Origin of the sequence: Pseudomonas sp. G5001 (genome assembly GCF_013385475.1) — a bacterium.
Classification (GTDB): Bacteria; Pseudomonadota; Gammaproteobacteria; order Pseudomonadales; family Pseudomonadaceae; genus Aquipseudomonas.
In genome coordinates, this window is sequence record NZ_JACAPZ010000024.1 from 94,030 (window position 1) to 108,921 (window position 14,892).

General features: G+C 61.8%; 17 protein-coding genes. 9 read left to right on the forward strand and 8 right to left on the reverse strand.

What is annotated here, in order from left to right:
* Window positions 1-8 precede the first annotated feature (8 nt).
* Window positions 9-881: a sulfate ABC transporter permease subunit CysW gene (gene cysW / locus HX805_RS20190; RefSeq protein WP_003218139.1), complete on the forward strand. Its 873-nt coding sequence runs from the start codon at window positions 9-11 to the stop codon at window positions 879-881.
* A 3-nt stretch (window positions 882-884) separates the two neighbouring features.
* Window positions 885-1,865 (forward strand): sulfate/molybdate ABC transporter ATP-binding protein, encoded by a 981-nt coding sequence (locus tag HX805_RS20195; protein WP_003218138.1) that lies wholly within the window; start codon window positions 885-887, stop codon window positions 1,863-1,865.
* Between the two features lie 126 nt (window positions 1,866-1,991).
* Here HX805_RS20195 and HX805_RS20200 read toward each other — a convergent pair whose 3' ends face one another.
* Window positions 1,992-2,516, reverse strand: coding sequence for a DUF962 domain-containing protein (locus HX805_RS20200; RefSeq protein ID WP_177037339.1), 525 nt, complete (start codon window positions 2,514-2,516; stop codon window positions 1,992-1,994).
* Between the two features lie 83 nt (window positions 2,517-2,599).
* Between HX805_RS20200 and HX805_RS20205 the strand changes: the two genes are divergently transcribed.
* Window positions 2,600-3,286, forward strand: coding sequence for a Crp/Fnr family transcriptional regulator (locus tag HX805_RS20205; protein ID WP_003218134.1), 687 nt, complete (start codon window positions 2,600-2,602; stop codon window positions 3,284-3,286).
* Between the two features lie 38 nt (window positions 3,287-3,324).
* Window positions 3,325-3,690 carry a response regulator gene (locus HX805_RS20210; RefSeq protein ID WP_003218132.1) on the forward strand — a complete coding sequence of 122 codons (366 nt, stop codon included), beginning with the start codon at window positions 3,325-3,327 and terminating at the stop codon, window positions 3,688-3,690.
* 145 nt (window positions 3,691-3,835) lie between these two features.
* Here the strand turns inward: HX805_RS20210 and HX805_RS20215 are convergent, their stop codons facing one another.
* Window positions 3,836-4,840: an AraC family transcriptional regulator gene (locus tag HX805_RS20215; RefSeq protein WP_003218131.1), complete on the reverse strand. Its 1,005-nt coding sequence runs from the start codon at window positions 4,838-4,840 to the stop codon at window positions 3,836-3,838.
* Between the two features lie 101 nt (window positions 4,841-4,941).
* Here HX805_RS20215 and HX805_RS20220 point away from each other — a divergent pair, with 101 nt between their 5' ends.
* Entirely contained in the window at window positions 4,942-6,021 is a 1,080-nt protein-coding gene (locus HX805_RS20220; RefSeq protein ID WP_177117245.1) for a fatty acid desaturase, read from the forward strand.
* A 38-nt stretch (window positions 6,022-6,059) separates the two neighbouring features.
* On the opposite strand, the gene HX805_RS20225 is transcribed toward HX805_RS20220, so the two are convergent.
* From HX805_RS20225 to HX805_RS20250, 6 genes are all read right to left on the reverse strand, one after another.
* Window positions 6,060-6,371, reverse strand: coding sequence for a putative quinol monooxygenase (locus HX805_RS20225; RefSeq protein ID WP_177117246.1), 312 nt, complete (start codon window positions 6,369-6,371; stop codon window positions 6,060-6,062).
* 292 nt (window positions 6,372-6,663) lie between these two features.
* Complete coding sequence (locus HX805_RS20230; RefSeq protein WP_177117247.1) at window positions 6,664-7,545, reverse strand: LysR family transcriptional regulator; 882 nt, start codon at window positions 7,543-7,545, stop codon at window positions 6,664-6,666.
* Window positions 7,546-7,557: 12 nt separating this feature from the next.
* Window positions 7,558-8,730: an L-dopachrome tautomerase-related protein gene (locus tag HX805_RS20235; protein ID WP_003218125.1), complete on the reverse strand. Its 1,173-nt coding sequence runs from the start codon at window positions 8,728-8,730 to the stop codon at window positions 7,558-7,560.
* 130 nt (window positions 8,731-8,860) lie between these two features.
* The gene (locus HX805_RS20240; RefSeq protein WP_003218124.1) at window positions 8,861-9,793 is read right to left on the reverse strand and encodes a LysR family transcriptional regulator; all 933 of its coding nucleotides are present in this window, start codon (window positions 9,791-9,793) and stop codon (window positions 8,861-8,863) included.
* Between the two features lie 74 nt (window positions 9,794-9,867).
* The gene (locus HX805_RS20245) at window positions 9,868-11,067 is read right to left on the reverse strand and encodes a CynX/NimT family MFS transporter (protein WP_177117248.1); all 1,200 of its coding nucleotides are present in this window, start codon (window positions 11,065-11,067) and stop codon (window positions 9,868-9,870) included.
* A complete protein-coding gene (locus HX805_RS20250) occupies window positions 11,054-11,515 on the reverse strand; it encodes a nucleoside deaminase (protein ID WP_177117249.1) in 462 nt (153 codons plus the stop codon). The genes HX805_RS20245 and HX805_RS20250 overlap by 14 nt, the downstream gene beginning before the upstream one ends.
* Window positions 11,516-11,620: 105 nt before the next feature.
* Between HX805_RS20250 and HX805_RS20255 the strand changes: the two genes are divergently transcribed.
* The 4 genes from HX805_RS20255 (at window position 11,621) to HX805_RS20270 (ending at window position 14,704) form a co-directional block, all read left to right on the forward strand.
* Window positions 11,621-12,472 carry a LysR family transcriptional regulator gene (locus HX805_RS20255; protein ID WP_177009312.1) on the forward strand — a complete coding sequence of 284 codons (852 nt, stop codon included), beginning with the start codon at window positions 11,621-11,623 and terminating at the stop codon, window positions 12,470-12,472.
* A gap of 240 nt (window positions 12,473-12,712) precedes the next feature.
* Window positions 12,713-13,525, forward strand: a complete 813-nt coding sequence (locus HX805_RS20260; RefSeq protein WP_003218120.1) for an energy transducer TonB — start codon at window positions 12,713-12,715, stop codon at window positions 13,523-13,525.
* Window positions 13,526-13,575: 50 nt separating this feature from the next.
* Complete coding sequence (locus HX805_RS20265) at window positions 13,576-14,301, forward strand: MotA/TolQ/ExbB proton channel family protein (protein ID WP_085984637.1); 726 nt, start codon at window positions 13,576-13,578, stop codon at window positions 14,299-14,301.
* 1 nt (window position 14,302) lies between these two features.
* Window positions 14,303-14,704: a biopolymer transporter ExbD gene (locus tag HX805_RS20270; RefSeq protein WP_017478080.1), complete on the forward strand. Its 402-nt coding sequence runs from the start codon at window positions 14,303-14,305 to the stop codon at window positions 14,702-14,704.
* Window positions 14,705-14,892: the final 188 nt, after the last annotated feature.

The following is a 14,892-nucleotide window of genomic DNA, read 5'->3' on the forward strand; positions in this document are numbered from 1 at the left end:
CGCGGAACATGTCCCAATCGTCTATTTCCGCCGCGTCCTCGGCCAACGCTGCCCGTCGTGGCAGTGCGGTGTCCCGACGCATCCTGATCAGCCTTGGCTGGCTGGTGTTCTTCCTGTTTTTGTTGCTGCCGCTGTTTATCGTGGTGTCCCAGGGCCTGAAGAATGGCCTGGGTGCGTTCTTCACCGCGATCCTTGAGCCGGACGCGCTGTCGGCATTGAAACTCACGGTGATCGCCGTGGTGATTTCGGTACCGCTCAACGTGGTGTTCGGCGTCAGCGCCGCCTGGTGCGTGAGCAAGTACTCGTTCCGTGGCAAAAGTATCCTGGTGACCCTGATCGACCTGCCGTTCTCGGTATCGCCGGTGATCGCCGGCCTGGTCTACGTGTTGATGTTCGGCGCCCAGGGCTTCTTTGGCCCGTGGCTGCAAGACCATGACATCCAGATCGTGTTCGCCTTGCCGGGCATCGTGCTGGCGACCATCTTCGTCACCGTGCCGTTCGTGGCGCGTGAGCTGATCCCGCTGATGCAGGAGCAGGGCACCCAGGAAGAAGAGGCCGCGCGCCTGCTGGGCGCCAATGGTTGGCAGATGTTCTGGCATGTCACCGTGCCGAACATCAAGTGGGGCCTGATCTACGGCGTGGTGCTGTGTACCGCGCGGGCCATGGGTGAGTTCGGTGCGGTGTCGGTGGTGTCCGGCCACATTCGCGGCGTGACCAACACCTTGCCGCTGCACGTCGAGATCCTCTACAACGAATACAACCACGTCGCCGCGTTTGCCGTCGCGAGCCTGTTGCTGATCCTGGCGCTCTTCATCCTGCTGCTCAAGCAGTGGAGCGAGAACCGTATCAACCGCCTGCGCAAAAGTGCTGGTGAGGAATAAGTCATGTCGATCGAAGTCCGTAATGTCAGCAAGAATTTCAACGCCTTCAAGGCCCTGAACAGCATCAATCTGGACATCCAGAGTGGCGAGCTGGTGGCGTTGCTGGGCCCGTCCGGCTGCGGCAAGACCACCCTGCTGCGGATCATCGCCGGTCTCGAAACCCCGGATGCCGGCAACATCGTGTTCCATGGTGAAGACGTCTCCGGCCACGACGTGCGTGATCGCAACGTCGGCTTTGTGTTCCAGCACTACGCGCTGTTCCGCCACATGACCGTGTTCGACAACGTCGCGTTCGGCCTGCGGATGAAACCGAAAAACCAGCGCCCCACCGAAAGCCAGATCGCCGTGAAAGTCCACGAGCTGCTGAACATGGTGCAGCTCGATTGGCTGTCGGATCGCTACCCGGAACAACTCTCCGGCGGCCAGCGCCAGCGTATCGCCCTGGCGCGCGCCCTGGCAGTAGAGCCGAAAGTGCTGCTGCTGGATGAACCTTTCGGCGCCCTCGATGCCAAGGTCCGTAAAGAACTGCGCCGCTGGCTGGCGCGCCTGCACGAAGACATCAACCTGACCTCGGTGTTCGTGACCCACGACCAGGAAGAAGCCATGGAAGTGGCGGACCGCATCGTGGTGATGAACAAGGGCGTGATCGAGCAGATTGGCTCACCGGGCGAAGTCTACGAAAACCCGGCCAGTGATTTTGTTTATCACTTCCTCGGCGACTCCAACCGCCTGCATTTGGGTGAAGACAAGCACGTGCTGTTCCGCCCGCATGAAGTGTCGTTGTCGCGCCATGAACTGGAAGACCACCACGCGGCTGAAGTGCGTGATATTCGCCCGCTTGGCGCGACCACCCGGGTGACCCTGAAGGTCGAAGGCCAGAGCGAGTTGATTGAGGCTGAAGTGGTGAAAGACCACGACAGCCTGACCGGCCTGGCGCGGGGCGAGACGTTGTTCTTCAAGCCCAAGGTCTGGCAAAAAGCCTAAAAGCGCCGCAAAACCCATGTGGGAGCGGGCTTGCTCGCGAATGCGGTGGTTCAGTCGGTACATCCGGTGACTGACACTCCGCTTTCGCGAGCAAGCCCGCTCCCACATTTGGATCTCCAGTGTTGCTCAGGCCGTGGCGTTCTTGTGCCGCACGGCCACGGGCCCTGAGCGCTCTTCAATCTGCCGCTTCAGCTCATGCCGCAGCCCCACCAGGAACGCCAACTCCGCCACCACAAACAACGGCCCCACGATCAACCCGGACACGTCATCGACAAACGCCGGTTTGCGCCCCTCGTAGTAATGCCCCACAAACTGGATCACCCAGCCCACCACGAACATGCCGATGCCGCTGCTCAGCCACACCAGCGTGCTTTGTGCCGCCAGCACATGCCCGGCCCACACCGACAGGCCCATCAGCACCGTCATCAGCATGCCGAGCGCCAGTTCCAGGCGCAGGTAGAACCATGCCGAAAGCAGCGCCACTACCACCGCGGGCGACAGCCACAGCCCGGCCACCGTCCATTCGGGGCGTGACAGCAGCACGGCCACCGCCACCACAATCAGCGGGATGCCGATAAAGTGGCTGGCGATATTGCGCGGGTCGCGGTGGTAGGCGGCGTATTGACTGAGGTGGTCGACGAGGCTTTTCATTGTTGTTCCTCCTGTAGGATGTTTGATCATGCCCTGTAGGCCCACGACACACTGTCAACTGGCCGACAATCTTCGGAGTTCGCATGGATGTAGAGAAATGGCACCCACGGCTGGCCACCGGTCACTGGTACAGCCATCTGCCTGCTGATCTACAGAATAGCTTGCTGGCCAGCGCCCGGTTGCGGCAGCTGACGGCGGGGCAATACCTGTTCAAACGCGGCGATCCGCCGTGTGGGTTGTATGCGGTGCTGGAGGGCTCCCTGCGTATCAGCGCGGTGAACGAGCAGGGCAAGGAGGCAGTGTTGAGCCTGGCGGAGTTGCCATACTGGTTCGGCGAAATCTCATTGTTCGACGGGTTGCCCCGCACCCACGATGCCTGCGCCGTCGGGCCGTGTACGTTGCTGCAGGTACCGCAGCCGGCGTTGCTGCACATTCTTGAACAGACTCCGCGTTACTGGCGCGACATGGCCCTGTTGATGAGCCAGAAACTGCGCCTGACCTTTATCAATATCGAGCAATTGAGCCTGATGCCGGCGTCGGTGCGGGTGGCGCACCGCCTGCTGATGATCGCCGAGGGCTATGGCGACATCGAGCAGGCCCGGCAGGTGCTGCAACTGCCCCAGGAAGACTTGGCCGCGATGCTGAGCCTGTCGCGCCAGACCACCAATGCGTTGCTCAAGGATCTGCAAGGCCAGGGCATCGTGCGCCTGGGCTATGGCGAGATCGAAATCCTCGACCCGCAACGTTTGCGCGAGGCGGCGCATGCCTGAGGGTGGTAGCCTGCGTTCACGATTATTCGAGGTGTGTTATGCGCGTCCTGCTAGTGGAACACGAGTCAGAGGCGGCCGAGGCGATGGGCCGCAGTCTTGAAGAGGCCAGCTACACGGTGGAGGTGGCGGCCAATGGCATGGCGGCCCTGCGCTTTGTGGAAAGCACCGAATACGACCTGGTGATCCTGGATGTGATGCTGCCGGGGCTGAATGCCTGGAAGCTGCAGCAGGCGATCCGGTTGAAGGGTGAGACGCCGATGTTGTTTTTGACCACGCCGGACGGGATTGAAGATCGGCTGCGTGGGCTGGAGTTGCACGAGGATGATTATTTGCTCAAGCCGTTTGAAGCCCGGGCGTTGGTGGCGCGGGTGAAGAAAGTGTTGCGGCGGGATCGGGGGCGCTGACTGCCACTGGCTTTTGGGGTGTTTGATTGACCGCTTTCGCGAGCAAGCCCGCTCCCACATTTGACCGAGTACATCCTTTGGAATGCGGTCAAATGTGGGAGCGGGCTTGCTCGCGAAGAGGCCCTCGCAGCCGCCGCAACTCCAGCTACCTCAACCCATCCCGAAACTGCCCCGGCGTCATCCCGGTCCAGCGCTTGAACGCCCGGTTGAAGCTGCTGGTATCGGCAAACCCCAGCAAATGACTGATCTCCGCCAGCGAACACTCGGGATCCCGCAGATGCAGCAGCGCGAGGTTCTCCCGGCATTCGTTCAGCAGCGCATCAAACCGGCAGCCCTCATCCGCCAGATGCCGCTGCAAGCTGCGCAAACTCAGATGCAACGCCTGGGCGATGCGCTCGGCGCTCGGCTCACCGTCAGGCAACTGCGCTTCGATGGCCGAACGCACCTTGCGTTCCCAGGTCAGCGGCCGCAGTTGCGCCAGGGTGCGCTTGAGCACGGTTTCATTGTGCTCGGCCAACTCGGGGTTGGCATCGTCCAGGTGGCTGTCAAAGTCCCGCGCCGCAAATTCCAGACGGTCTTCCTCGGCGGCAAAAAACACCGGCGCGCGAAATACCGTGTGCCACGGCTTGGGATCAGCCGGCTCGGGCCGCCGCAGGTACACCGCCAGCGGCGCGTACTCCCGGCCCAGGCGATTGCGGCAGGTGCGCACGTAAATCGCGGCGAACGCATCAATCGCCTCAAACGCGGGTGCGGGTGTACCGGCGGGCTGTTGCAGGCGAAAGCGGTAACGTTCGCCCTCCCGGCTAAGCTCCAGGCTCAGTGCGTCGCTGACCACCTGGTGATAGCGCACGATCCGCTCGAACACTTCCCGCAGGCTGCCGCTGGCCACCAGCGCATATCCCAGCGCGTGAAAGGTGGTGGGGCTGACAAACCGCGACACCCGCAAGCCAATCGCCGGGTCGCCGCTGGCCTGTACCGCCAGTTCCCACAGGCGCGTGGTGGCCGATAGCGGGTAGCGCGCGTTCGGATCTTCCATCAACTGCGGGTCGAGCCCGGCCTGGGCGCACAGCGCGGCGCTGTCGAGGCCCAGGGCGTCGAGCTGCTTGCGCAGGGCGCGGGTCCAGCTGGCGAGAGAGGTGGGTTCGGTCATGTTGATTGGCGCTTGCGGTCAACAGGTTGGCGTGTGGGGCTAGCGTCCCGCCAGATCGCATAGGGCAGGATGTACGCATCAATAAGACAGAGGATGGAAGCATGGACGGTACTTCTGCAAGCCCCCGGCAGATGAACGCACAACAGCGTTCAGCGCATATTCGTGAAGTGGTGCTGGCCGAGGGGCTGTTATTGCGCCAGCGCCACCCCTGGCTGCTGCATCAGGATGCGTTGGGCGCGGGCATCCTGGCCTTTGCCCTGGTGGGCATGCTGGGTTCGGCGGCGCTGTATATCACCGGGCACATGGCGTGGTGGGTGTGCCTGCTGCTCAACGCATTCCTCGCGTCATTGACCCACGAACTGGAACACGACCTGATCCACAGCATGTACTTTCGCAAGCAGCGCCTGCCCCACAACCTGATGATGGGCCTGGTGTGGCTGGCGCGGCCCAGCACCATCAACCCTTGGGTACGACGCCATATCCACCTCAATCACCACAAGGTTTCCGGCAGCGAAACCGACATCGAAGAGCGCGCAATCACCAACGGTGAACCGTGGGGCCTGGCACGTTTGCTGATGGTCGGCGACAACATCATGTCGGCACTGATCCGGGTGCTGCGGGCACCGTCCTGGAAGCACAAGCTGGGCATTCTCAAGCGCACGGCGCTGGTCTACGCACCGCTGGCGCTGCTGCATTGGGGCGCGTGGTATGTGTTCCTCGGCTTTCATGCCGCCAATGGCATCGCCAGCCTGCTGGGCGCGCCGATCGACTGGTCGGCCAACACGCTGGCGGTGATGCACATCATCGACATCGCCGCCGTGGTGATCATCGGCCCCAACGTGCTGCGTACCTTCTGCCTGCACTTTGTCAGCTCCAACATGCACTACTACGGCGACATCGAGCCGGGCAACGTGATCCAGCAAACCCAGGTGCTCAACCCGTGGTGGCTGTGGCCGTTGCAAGCGTTCTGCTTCAACTTCGGCAGCACCCACGGGATTCATCACTTTGTGGTCAAGGAGCCGTTCTACATCCGCCAGATGACGGTAAAGGCGGCGCACAAGGTGATGGCTGAGATGGGTGTGCGCTTCAACGATTTCGGCACATTTGCCCGGGCCAATCGGTTTGCGCGCCAGGAGGGACGGCTGAGCGAACTCAACCCGGTGGAAAGGACAGCGATCTGAGCAAGCGTCCCGGTCACCCTGGGGTGACCGGGTGCGATTTACTGAATGGCCTGGTAGAAGTTCACCTGTGCTTCATCCAGGTACGCGAGGATTTTCGCCTGCAGGCGCTCGGTGGGTTTCGCCGGGCCGAAGGCTTTGTAGAGCGTTTCGAAATGCGCGTGCAGGTCCGCGACGCTTTCCCACTGTTCGTTGAGAAAGAACCGGTTGGGGTTCTCTTCATCCTTATGCCATTGATAGACCACGGCCTTGTCGTGCTGGTGGGTGAGCTTTTGTGAAACGGCCGCTACATCACGATAGAACTCGGCCTGTTTGCCTTCTTTGATGGTGCCGCTGAAAACCAGGTAGAGCATGTTGGAATCCTCGGTTTGGGGAGATTGCAGAACATCTGCATCGCCAAACTAGCCTCAGTGAGCAGACCCTTGTAGCCAGCCTGCCGCGAATTCAGAATTCGTAAAAGGCCTCGGAATCGAACGGCCGTCTTTGCCCGGTCAGGCTCATGCGTTGCAACACCAGCACTACCACCGCAGCGGTAACCCGATGGAACGACAAGTCTGTCACCCCTAGTCGAACGACACGTGGGCCGCTCGCGAGATTTGTTCTGCCTGCAGCTTGGTGAGTCACCGTCATGATTTTTTCCCTATGCTAAAAATCGCCCTGGAACTCGGCGATCATGAACTCGACGAAAGCCCGAGCCTTGGATGAGATCAACCGCGCGCTGGGGTAGATCGCCCAGATATCCCGGGTTTGCTCCAGGACACAGGACGGCATGATTTCCACCAATGCGCCGCTTTCCAGTGAGGGCCTGACGTTCCACTGTGAAACAGAGACGATGCCGAGCCCACCTTCCGCTGCAAGCCGTGCGCTTTCGCCGCAATTGACTCTGAGCGAACCACTGATTGCCGTGACTTTGTGTGACTGGGCATCCACGAAACGCCAATGGTCCTCGTCGCCCAGCAGGATGCAGGAATGATTGACCAGCTCCGCAGGTGAAGTCGGTTCGCCATGCGCCTGGAGGTAGGCGGGTGCCGCACACAGGATGCGTCTGTCGCAGCCGAGCTTGCGCGCCACCAGGGATGAGTCCTTCAGGGCGGCGATGCGGATTGCCACATCAATCCCGATCTCGGTCAGGTCCTGCATTTGATCGGACAGTATCAGGTCGATCTTCAGCTTCGGGTTGGCGTGCAGGAACCGGGTAATGGCCGGCATCATGCACATCCGCGCGAAGGACCCGGGGGCGGATACTCTTAACACCCGTTTGGCCACGTCCTTGCCTTTCACCGCGACCAGATAGGCCTCGTCCACGGCTGCCAGCACCCGGATTGCATGGGGCAGAAACAGCGCACCGTCTTCGGTCAGGCTGACCTGGCGAGTGGTGCGATGCAGCAGGCGCATGCCCAGGTATTCTTCAAGCTTCGCCAGTTTGTGGCTGGCCACCGAGGGCGCGAGTCCCAGCTCCCTGCCGGCTGCGGTGATATTGCCCAGCTCTGTTGATCGCATGAACAGGTTCAACGCATCAATATTCATGCTTCGGCGCCGCTAGTGTGTGGGCGCCGGCGCGGCATCGATCTTCACGCGCAGCAGGCTGTAGGGTTTCTGGCGCAAGTCTTTGCCTGCGTGAAAGATGCTTTGGCGGTGCAGCTGATTGGCGATGAAGTACAGGTAGCCATCAGGACCGATTGACAGTGTGTCGGGCCAAAGCACACGCGGATCATGGACGATGGTCTGCCATTGCCCGTTCGCCAGCCGTTTGCGCACGCTGTTGTTTTCGTAGTCGCCGGCATACACGGCCCCCGAGGCGTCGGCTTCAAGCCCGTCCGAGGCGCCTTTTTCCCCGAGGTCTTTGACCGCCATTTCGAGCCGTGCTTCGCTGACTGTCTCGTCACGCAGCAGTGCCGTGGGGATGGCGTACAGGTGCCGACTCGACAGCGGGCAGAAATACAAGGTCTGCCCATCAGCCGACAGGGCGATGCCGTCCGAAGCCACGGCAAAAGGCTGGGTGCCGCCTTTGGCATCCCGCACTTTCAGGACCTGGCCTTCGACCGTGGGTACGAAGTTCGGGTCGACCGAGGTCGAGGGTGCACCACTGAGCCGGCGTATGGCCGTGCCACTGGCGATGTCCATGACGATGATCGCGCCCGGGCCGGTAAGTGAAGAGTCGGTGATATAGATCACGCCTTGGTCACCCACGCGAAAATCAAAGCGCATGTCGTTGACGTAGGTGCCGGGCAGCATGACGTTTTTCGGGAATACGAGGGTCTTGACCACCTTGTTGGTGGCGAGCTCAACTGCGACGAGCTTGGCACCACCTGGCTGTGGAGGCGAGAAGCCAGGCGCCGCGGTGTCCAGTATCCAGAGGCGTCCGCGCCCGTCGGCCACCACGCTTTGTACGCTGATAAACCCTTTGGCCGGGTCTTTGGGGTTGGCCTGGTTTATCGCCTGGTCAGGGTAGGGTACGACTTTGCCGTCGCGCAGTTCTGCGACGGTAAACGGCACCTCGTCGCCCCAGCGAGGAAAGTTGACAAAGATGCGTCCGGTCTCGGTAACGCTCACACCGGTGGGCATGGCATCGTGGAAGGCGTGCACCTGCTCGATGGCGCCAACGCTCTGATCGGCGGGCAGGTTCGCCGGCATGGAAGCCTGGGCGGCGGTGCCGGTGAGGGCCGCTGCCAAGGCAAGGGCAGTCCAACTGATTGGGTATTTCAAGTACATGGCAGGGCTCCAGGTTTTTCTGTTCTGGAGCCAATGGTGTCGGTTCCCGGCAGGCGAAAAAACCCGCTGATTGCCGATAACAGTTTCATTGAAATCAAGAGAATGGGCTGTCGCGCGCAAGCCTGGTTTTTTAATTGCGGGCGAGCAAGCTTGCTTCAGCAGAGGGGGTATCCACGGTGATCAGGGTTTCGATCATCGCCTTCGCCGCCGGCGACAAGCGAAACCCGGTACGGCTGATGATCCCGCAGCGGTTGTTCAAACTGTCGAGGCTGTGAGGCACGTTGCGCCAGTGCAGCACCGTCAGTGCGCCACGGGCAAAGTCTTCGGCAAACGCATCCTCGGCACCCAGGCCAATCGCGTTGGACTGGTGCACGATGGCCGCCAGCGCCGCAAACTGCTCCAGTTCGATAGCGGGAGAAAAGTCGACACGCCCGCTCAGGTTGGCCAGTAGCTTGCGTACCCCGGGAGCGATCAGCGGTGTGGCCAGCGGGTAGTCAAACAAGTCGTTGGTCGAGAGGCTGTCCTTGGCCAGTAACGGGTGCCCGGCGCGGCAGAAAAATACATTGCGCCGGGGTGTCAGGGCCTGGGTCTGGAAATTCGGATCGGCCTCGAAGTGGCGCACATCGGCGATGAAGAATTCGATCTCTTCGCGACTCAAACTGCGTCCGAGTTTTTCCCAGTTATCCACATGCAAACCGCTGCGTACTCGTGGATGAGCGCCGACAAACCGTGCGATCGCTCCAGGCACCAGGTTCACCGCCGCCACGGCATCGCAGCCAAAGCGCAATTCGCCGGCGTCGAGCTTGGTCATGCGGGTGACTTCGTGGCTCAGCCGCGCCGCGCCCTGAACGAGCGACAAGGCATGTTGCAACACCACCTGGCCCTCGGGAGTGGGGCGCAGGTCTTTGTGGGCGCGGTCCACCAGCACACAGCCAAACTCCTGTTCCAGGCTTTGGATGCTGCGGCTGAACGCCGGCTGGGTAATGCCCATGGCGTCGGCGGCGCGCACAAAACTGCGGTACTCGTTCAGAGCAATGAAGTAGCGCAGTTGGCGAAGGTCCATGGAGTTTTCCGGCGTCCTGAAGGAAACCGCGATTCTAATCCCCTCGCTTATTCCGCAAAAGAATGTTCATTGTTTTATCTAGATTCAAATTGCATATCCATAGAGCCTGTGCGGTAGGTGGCCGGGCTGAACACCCGGGTGAGTATCAGCATCGCCACCACCGTCAGCGTCAGCACCATCCACGCGCTTAAGAAACTGCCAGTCAATTCCCGCAGCCAGCCGGTCAGCCACGGTGATACGGCGTTGATCAAAAAGCCCACGCCCTGGACGAACGCCGCCAGTTGGCCGGCCTCCCGAGGGTCGCGGCGGTGATCCAGGGTCAGCAACAGGCTCAGGGCGAAACACGCTCCCAGGCCGAAACCGATCAACGCCACCCACACGTGGGGGAACTCCAGCGGCGCCGTCAGCAGGCCGATATAGCCCACGGTCTGGGCCAGCAGGCTGATGCTCAGTAACGGTCGACGATCAATGCCACGTTGCGCCAGGGCCGGCATCAGCAGCGCGGCGATTACCTGGAAGATCGTCATGAACGCCAGCAGCGAACCACTGGGCAGTACGCCCCAACCCAACTGCTGATAGTAGGCCGGCAGCCACGCGACCATGCTCATGTAGCCGCAATTCACCAGGCCGAAATACAGCGCCAGCAACCACGCCCGACGGTTGCGCAGGCCCTGGAACGGCGCCGTCACCTGCGGGTTTTTCGCCGCACCCAATGGCAGCCACGCCCACAACAATAGTGCGCCCAGGGCCGGTAGCAGCCAGATCCCGAGCCCCGCCTGCCACTGCTGGAAATGCCCCGCCACCAACGGGCTGAGCAGGGCGGCCAAGCCACCGCCGCCCATCAGCGAAGCCGAGTAAACCCCCATCGCCAACGGCACGCGCTGGTGAAACTGGCGCTTGATCATCGCCGGCACCAGCGCCTGGATCAGCGCCACACCCGCACCGCCGAACAATGCCGTGGCCAGCAGCGCCGGCGCCTGGCCAAACAGCCAGCGCGCGAGGCACGCCAGCAGAATCATCATCAAGCCCAGGGCGATTCCGCGACGCTCCCCCAGCCTTGCCTCCAGGCGCACCCCCACCAACGCCACCAGGCCCATGCAGATCACCGGCAGGCTGGTGAGCAGGGCGCTGCTCTGGAAACTCAGGCCGGTGGCCAGACGGATTTCCCCCAGCAATGGGCTGATGGAACTGAGGATGGGCCGCAGGTTCAGGCCCAGCACCACCAGCAAACCCCAACCGGCGAGCTTGCCGGCGAATGAATTATTCAGCGTCATGCAGGGCCTGCCACTCGCGGTAAAGGGCTTGCATCGCTGCCTGCGGCAGGTGCTGCACGGGCAATTTTTGCTCCACCAGCGGCAGCGCCAGTTGCTGGTAGATCGCTGCTGTGGACAAACCAAAGGGCGCCGCCACGTCGTTGCTGGCAGCGAACACCACACGGGATATGCCGCACAGGTGCATCGCACTCAGGCACATCGGGCAGGGCTGGCCGCTGGCGTAGATCACACAACCGTCGAGGCGCGGGCCGAGTTGTTGGCTGGCGGCACGGATGGCGAGCATCTCGGCGTGGGCGGTGGGGTCCTGTCTCGAGTGGATTTCGTTGACCGCCTCGACCAGCACCTCGCCGTCGCGCACCAGCACGGCACCAAACGGGCGGCCACCAGCGGCTACGTTGGCCTTGGCCAGTTGCACGGCGTGATGCAGATGCTGTTGATCGTCAGTCATGGAAAACCCCTCGTGCGCAATGAGGCGTGAAGTATGGGCAGCCACAGGGGTATTCTGAAATTAAATATAACCATGCCAATCAGTGGCAAATGGAATGGTGAGCCCATGTTCGATCCCGTGTTGTTGCGCAGCTTTGTTGCCGTCGTCGATTGCGGCAATTTCACCCGCGCGGCCGAGCGGCTGCACTTGACCCAGTCCACGGTCAGCCAACAGATCCGCCGCCTGGAAGATGCACTGGGTAGCCAGGTGCTCGACCGGGATCAGCGCCGCGTGGTAGCCACGGTGGAGGGTGAACGCTTGCTGGCGTATGCGCGGCGCATCCTGGCGCTGCACGAAGAGGCGGCCGACGTGCTGATCAATCAGCAGAGCGATGGCGTGTTGCGCCTGGCGGTGCCCGAGGATTTTGCGGCCGAGCGCCTGATGCCGCTGCTGTCGGCGTTTGTGCAGGCTTATCCCCGGGTGCGCCTGGAGGTCACCAGCGGCTTGGGGCCGGAATTGTTGCGGGATTATCGCGGCGGTGAATTCGACGTGCTGCTGGTCAAGCAAATGGGTGACAGCGATGACTGCCTGGTGTCCTGGCCGGAGCCGTTGTGTTGGGTCGACAGCCGCAGTTCGCCGTCCCTGGGACGTGATCCGCTGCCGCTGGTGGCGTTTCCCGCTGGCGGCCTGTACCGCAATGAAATGCTGCATCACCTGGAGGTAGGCGGCTGGCGCTGGCGCATCGGTTATTCCAGCGCCAGCTTGGCCAGCGTGTGTTCGGCGGTGGCGGCGGGGCTGGGGATCAGCCTGTTGCCAATGCGGGTGGTGCAGCCCGGGCACGTGATGTTGGGCGCGGACAGCGGTTTGCCTGCGGTGCAGGGCGTGCGGCTGGCGCTGTATGGCCGTAACGGCCTTGGTGCGGCAGGGCAGGCGTTGCTACGCCAATTGCAGGATTTGTGTGCCGGTAATCCACGCTGAGCCATGCCTTCAGTGAATATTTTGTATGCCTCAAAAGCATTGAGATTTTCCCCCTCGGCGCCAGGCCGCGCAGGACGTGGCTTCGGCGTATCCGGATGTTTCGGTTATTCAATTTAGATCTATCTATAACTTTAAAGATTACTTTAAGAGATAAGCGTCTGCCCCCGATGATTCAGCCCTCGACGGCCGCCAAGGCAGGCCCGTCGGTTTTTTTGCTTAAGACCGCAGGGGAGTTAATCAATGGGCAATGTCCAGACCGCCGCCAGTGCACAAGAGGCGCAGTGGCGCCACGCACCGGGTGGTGAGTTGGTCGACCTTGGCCGGCCGCATCGCGCGCCGTTGGGGCAGTTGCGTACGCAGAAAACCCCGAAGGGTGTGTTGAGTCGGCGTGAAGCGATCCTGTTGGGGATTCTCGCGCTGGCCTTGCATGGCGCGGTGATCTATTGGGTCAGCCAGAAGCCAACCCCGGTGCTGCCGATTGTGCCGCCGGAAATCCCGCCGATGACGATCGAATTTTCCCAGCCGGCTCCGCCGGTAGTGGAGCCGCCACCGCCTGTACCACCACCGCCGCCGCCACCGGTTGTCGAGCCACCGCCGCCGGTGGTTGATGAATTGGCCGCCAAGCCGGCGCCGAAAAAGATTCCGAAACCCAAGCCGGTGCCAAAGCCTGTGCCCAAGCCCGCACCGAAACCGGTAGCCGAGCAGCCGCCCGCGCCGCCTGTACCCGCGCCACCGGCTCCAGCACCGCCGGCACCGCCTGCGCCCGCGCCGGTCACACCGGCCTCGGCCAACGCCGCGTACCTGAAGAACCCGGCGCCGGAATACCCGTCACTGGCCCAGCGCCGGGGTTGGGAAGGCACGGTGCTGTTGCGGGTGCATGTATTGGCCACCGGCAAGCCGGGTGAGATCCAGATTCAGAAAAGCAGTGGTCGCCAGCAACTCGACGAAGCCGCACTGGCTGCCGTGAAGCGCTGGAGTTTTGTACCGGCCAAGCAGGGTGATGTGGCCCAGGACGGCTGGGTCAGCGTACCGATCGATTTCAAGATTCATTAATTATTGGATGCGGTGTGTTGGACACATCGCGACCTGCACAGAGGGAAAACATCATGGCATTAGCATCTCCAACTGAATCCATCGAAAGCGCGGTGATCTGGCTGCTGGTGGTCTTTTCGGTCGCTACCTGGGGCCTGGCCCTGCTCAAGGGCGTCCAGTTCGGCCGCCTCAAGTCCCAGGATCGCAAGTTCCACAAACAGTTCTGGGCGGCATCCAGTCTGGACTCGGCCGCTGAGTTGGCCGAAACCAAACCCGGCGCCGCCGCTCGTGTGGCCCAGGCTGGTTACGCCGCGATCCAGGTGGGTGAGGCGCCACACGCTGCTGACCTGAGCCAGGCGATCAACCATCAGGACCGTCTTGAACGCGCTTTGCGCCAACAGATCGTGCGTGAGCGCCGCTCCCTGGAAACCGGCCTGGCCGTGGTTGCGAGTATCGGCAGCACCTCGCCGTTTATCGGTCTGTTCGGCACTGTGTGGGGGATCATGGAAGCCCTGAAAGGCATCAGCGCCGCCGGTTCCGCCAGCCTCGAAACCGTGGCCGGGCCGATCGGTGCGGCACTGGTTGCCACGGGTGTGGGTATTGCCGTCGCGGTGCCGGCGGTGCTGGTTTACAACTACTTCCTGCGTCGCCTGAAGCTCACGGCTGCTGACCTGGACGACTTCGCCCACGACTTCTACAGCCTGGCGCAGAAGAACTCGTTCCGCGTGCTGCTGCACCCGACGCTGAGCAAGGCCGGTGCCCAGGGTGGCGCGCAAAAAGTGAAGGAGGCGTCCTGAGATGGCCTTCTCCACGCAAGACAGTGATGAGGTGCTGAGCGAGATCAACGTTACGCCGCTGGTGGACGTGATGCTGGTGCTGCTGGTGGTGTTTATCGTCACGGCGCCGTTGTTGACCAATGCGATTCCGATCAACTTGCCCAAGACCGAGGCGGTGGCCCCGGTGGAGCAGAAGGACCCGCTGGTGGTGAGCATTGATGCGGCCGGCAAACTGTTTATCAACAAGGATGAAATCCAGCCGGATTTGCTGGAATTCAACTTGCAGTCGGCCAAGGCCAAGGACCCGGAGGTGCGGGTGCAACTGCAGGCTGATGATGGAGTGAACTATGGCGAAGTGGCGCGAGCCATGGCGTCGATTGAGCGGGCGGGGATTACCAAGCTTTCGGTGATTACTGCACGTTAGTTTCAAATGCCTCGACAATTTTTTTGGCCGTCTCCTTGGCAGGGTGCGGCCTTTTTTTTGCTTTGGGGGGAGTACATATCCGTTATTTAGGTAACGGCGGCTTATGGTTCCGCTCTTACAGCGGGTCACTTTTGGCAAACGCCCCAAAAGTAACCAAAAGGTCTTTGCCCCACCACTCGGTGCCTCGC

Coding starts and splice junctions, on each gene's coding strand:
- HX805_RS20195 (WP_003218138.1), top strand. CDS start 885: ATGTCGATCGAAGTCCGTAATGTCAGCAAGAATTTCAACGCCTTCAAG.
- HX805_RS20240 (WP_003218124.1), bottom strand. CDS start 9,793: ATGGACCTTCGCCAACTGCGCTACTTCATTGCTCTGAACGAGTACCGC.
- HX805_RS20200 (WP_177037339.1), bottom strand. CDS start 2,516: ATGAAAAGCCTCGTCGACCACCTCAGTCAATACGCCGCCTACCACCGC.
- HX805_RS20220 (WP_177117245.1), top strand. CDS start 4,942: ATGGACGGTACTTCTGCAAGCCCCCGGCAGATGAACGCACAACAGCGT.
- HX805_RS20235 (WP_003218125.1), bottom strand. CDS start 8,730: ATGTACTTGAAATACCCAATCAGTTGGACTGCCCTTGCCTTGGCAGCG.
- HX805_RS20210 (WP_003218132.1), top strand. CDS start 3,325: ATGCGCGTCCTGCTAGTGGAACACGAGTCAGAGGCGGCCGAGGCGATG.
- HX805_RS20215 (WP_003218131.1), bottom strand. CDS start 4,840: ATGACCGAACCCACCTCTCTCGCCAGCTGGACCCGCGCCCTGCGCAAG.
- HX805_RS20230 (WP_177117247.1), bottom strand. CDS start 7,545: ATGAATATTGATGCGTTGAACCTGTTCATGCGATCAACAGAGCTGGGC.
- HX805_RS20225 (WP_177117246.1), bottom strand. CDS start 6,371: ATGCTCTACCTGGTTTTCAGCGGCACCATCAAAGAAGGCAAACAGGCC.
- HX805_RS20270 (WP_017478080.1), top strand. CDS start 14,303: ATGGCCTTCTCCACGCAAGACAGTGATGAGGTGCTGAGCGAGATCAAC.
- HX805_RS20255 (WP_177009312.1), top strand. CDS start 11,621: ATGTTCGATCCCGTGTTGTTGCGCAGCTTTGTTGCCGTCGTCGATTGC.
- HX805_RS20260 (WP_003218120.1), top strand. CDS start 12,713: ATGGGCAATGTCCAGACCGCCGCCAGTGCACAAGAGGCGCAGTGGCGC.
- HX805_RS20250 (WP_177117249.1), bottom strand. CDS start 11,515: ATGACTGACGATCAACAGCATCTGCATCACGCCGTGCAACTGGCCAAG.
- HX805_RS20205 (WP_003218134.1), top strand. CDS start 2,600: ATGGATGTAGAGAAATGGCACCCACGGCTGGCCACCGGTCACTGGTAC.
- cysW (WP_003218139.1), top strand. CDS start 9: ATGTCCCAATCGTCTATTTCCGCCGCGTCCTCGGCCAACGCTGCCCGT.
- HX805_RS20245 (WP_177117248.1), bottom strand. CDS start 11,067: ATGACGCTGAATAATTCATTCGCCGGCAAGCTCGCCGGTTGGGGTTTG.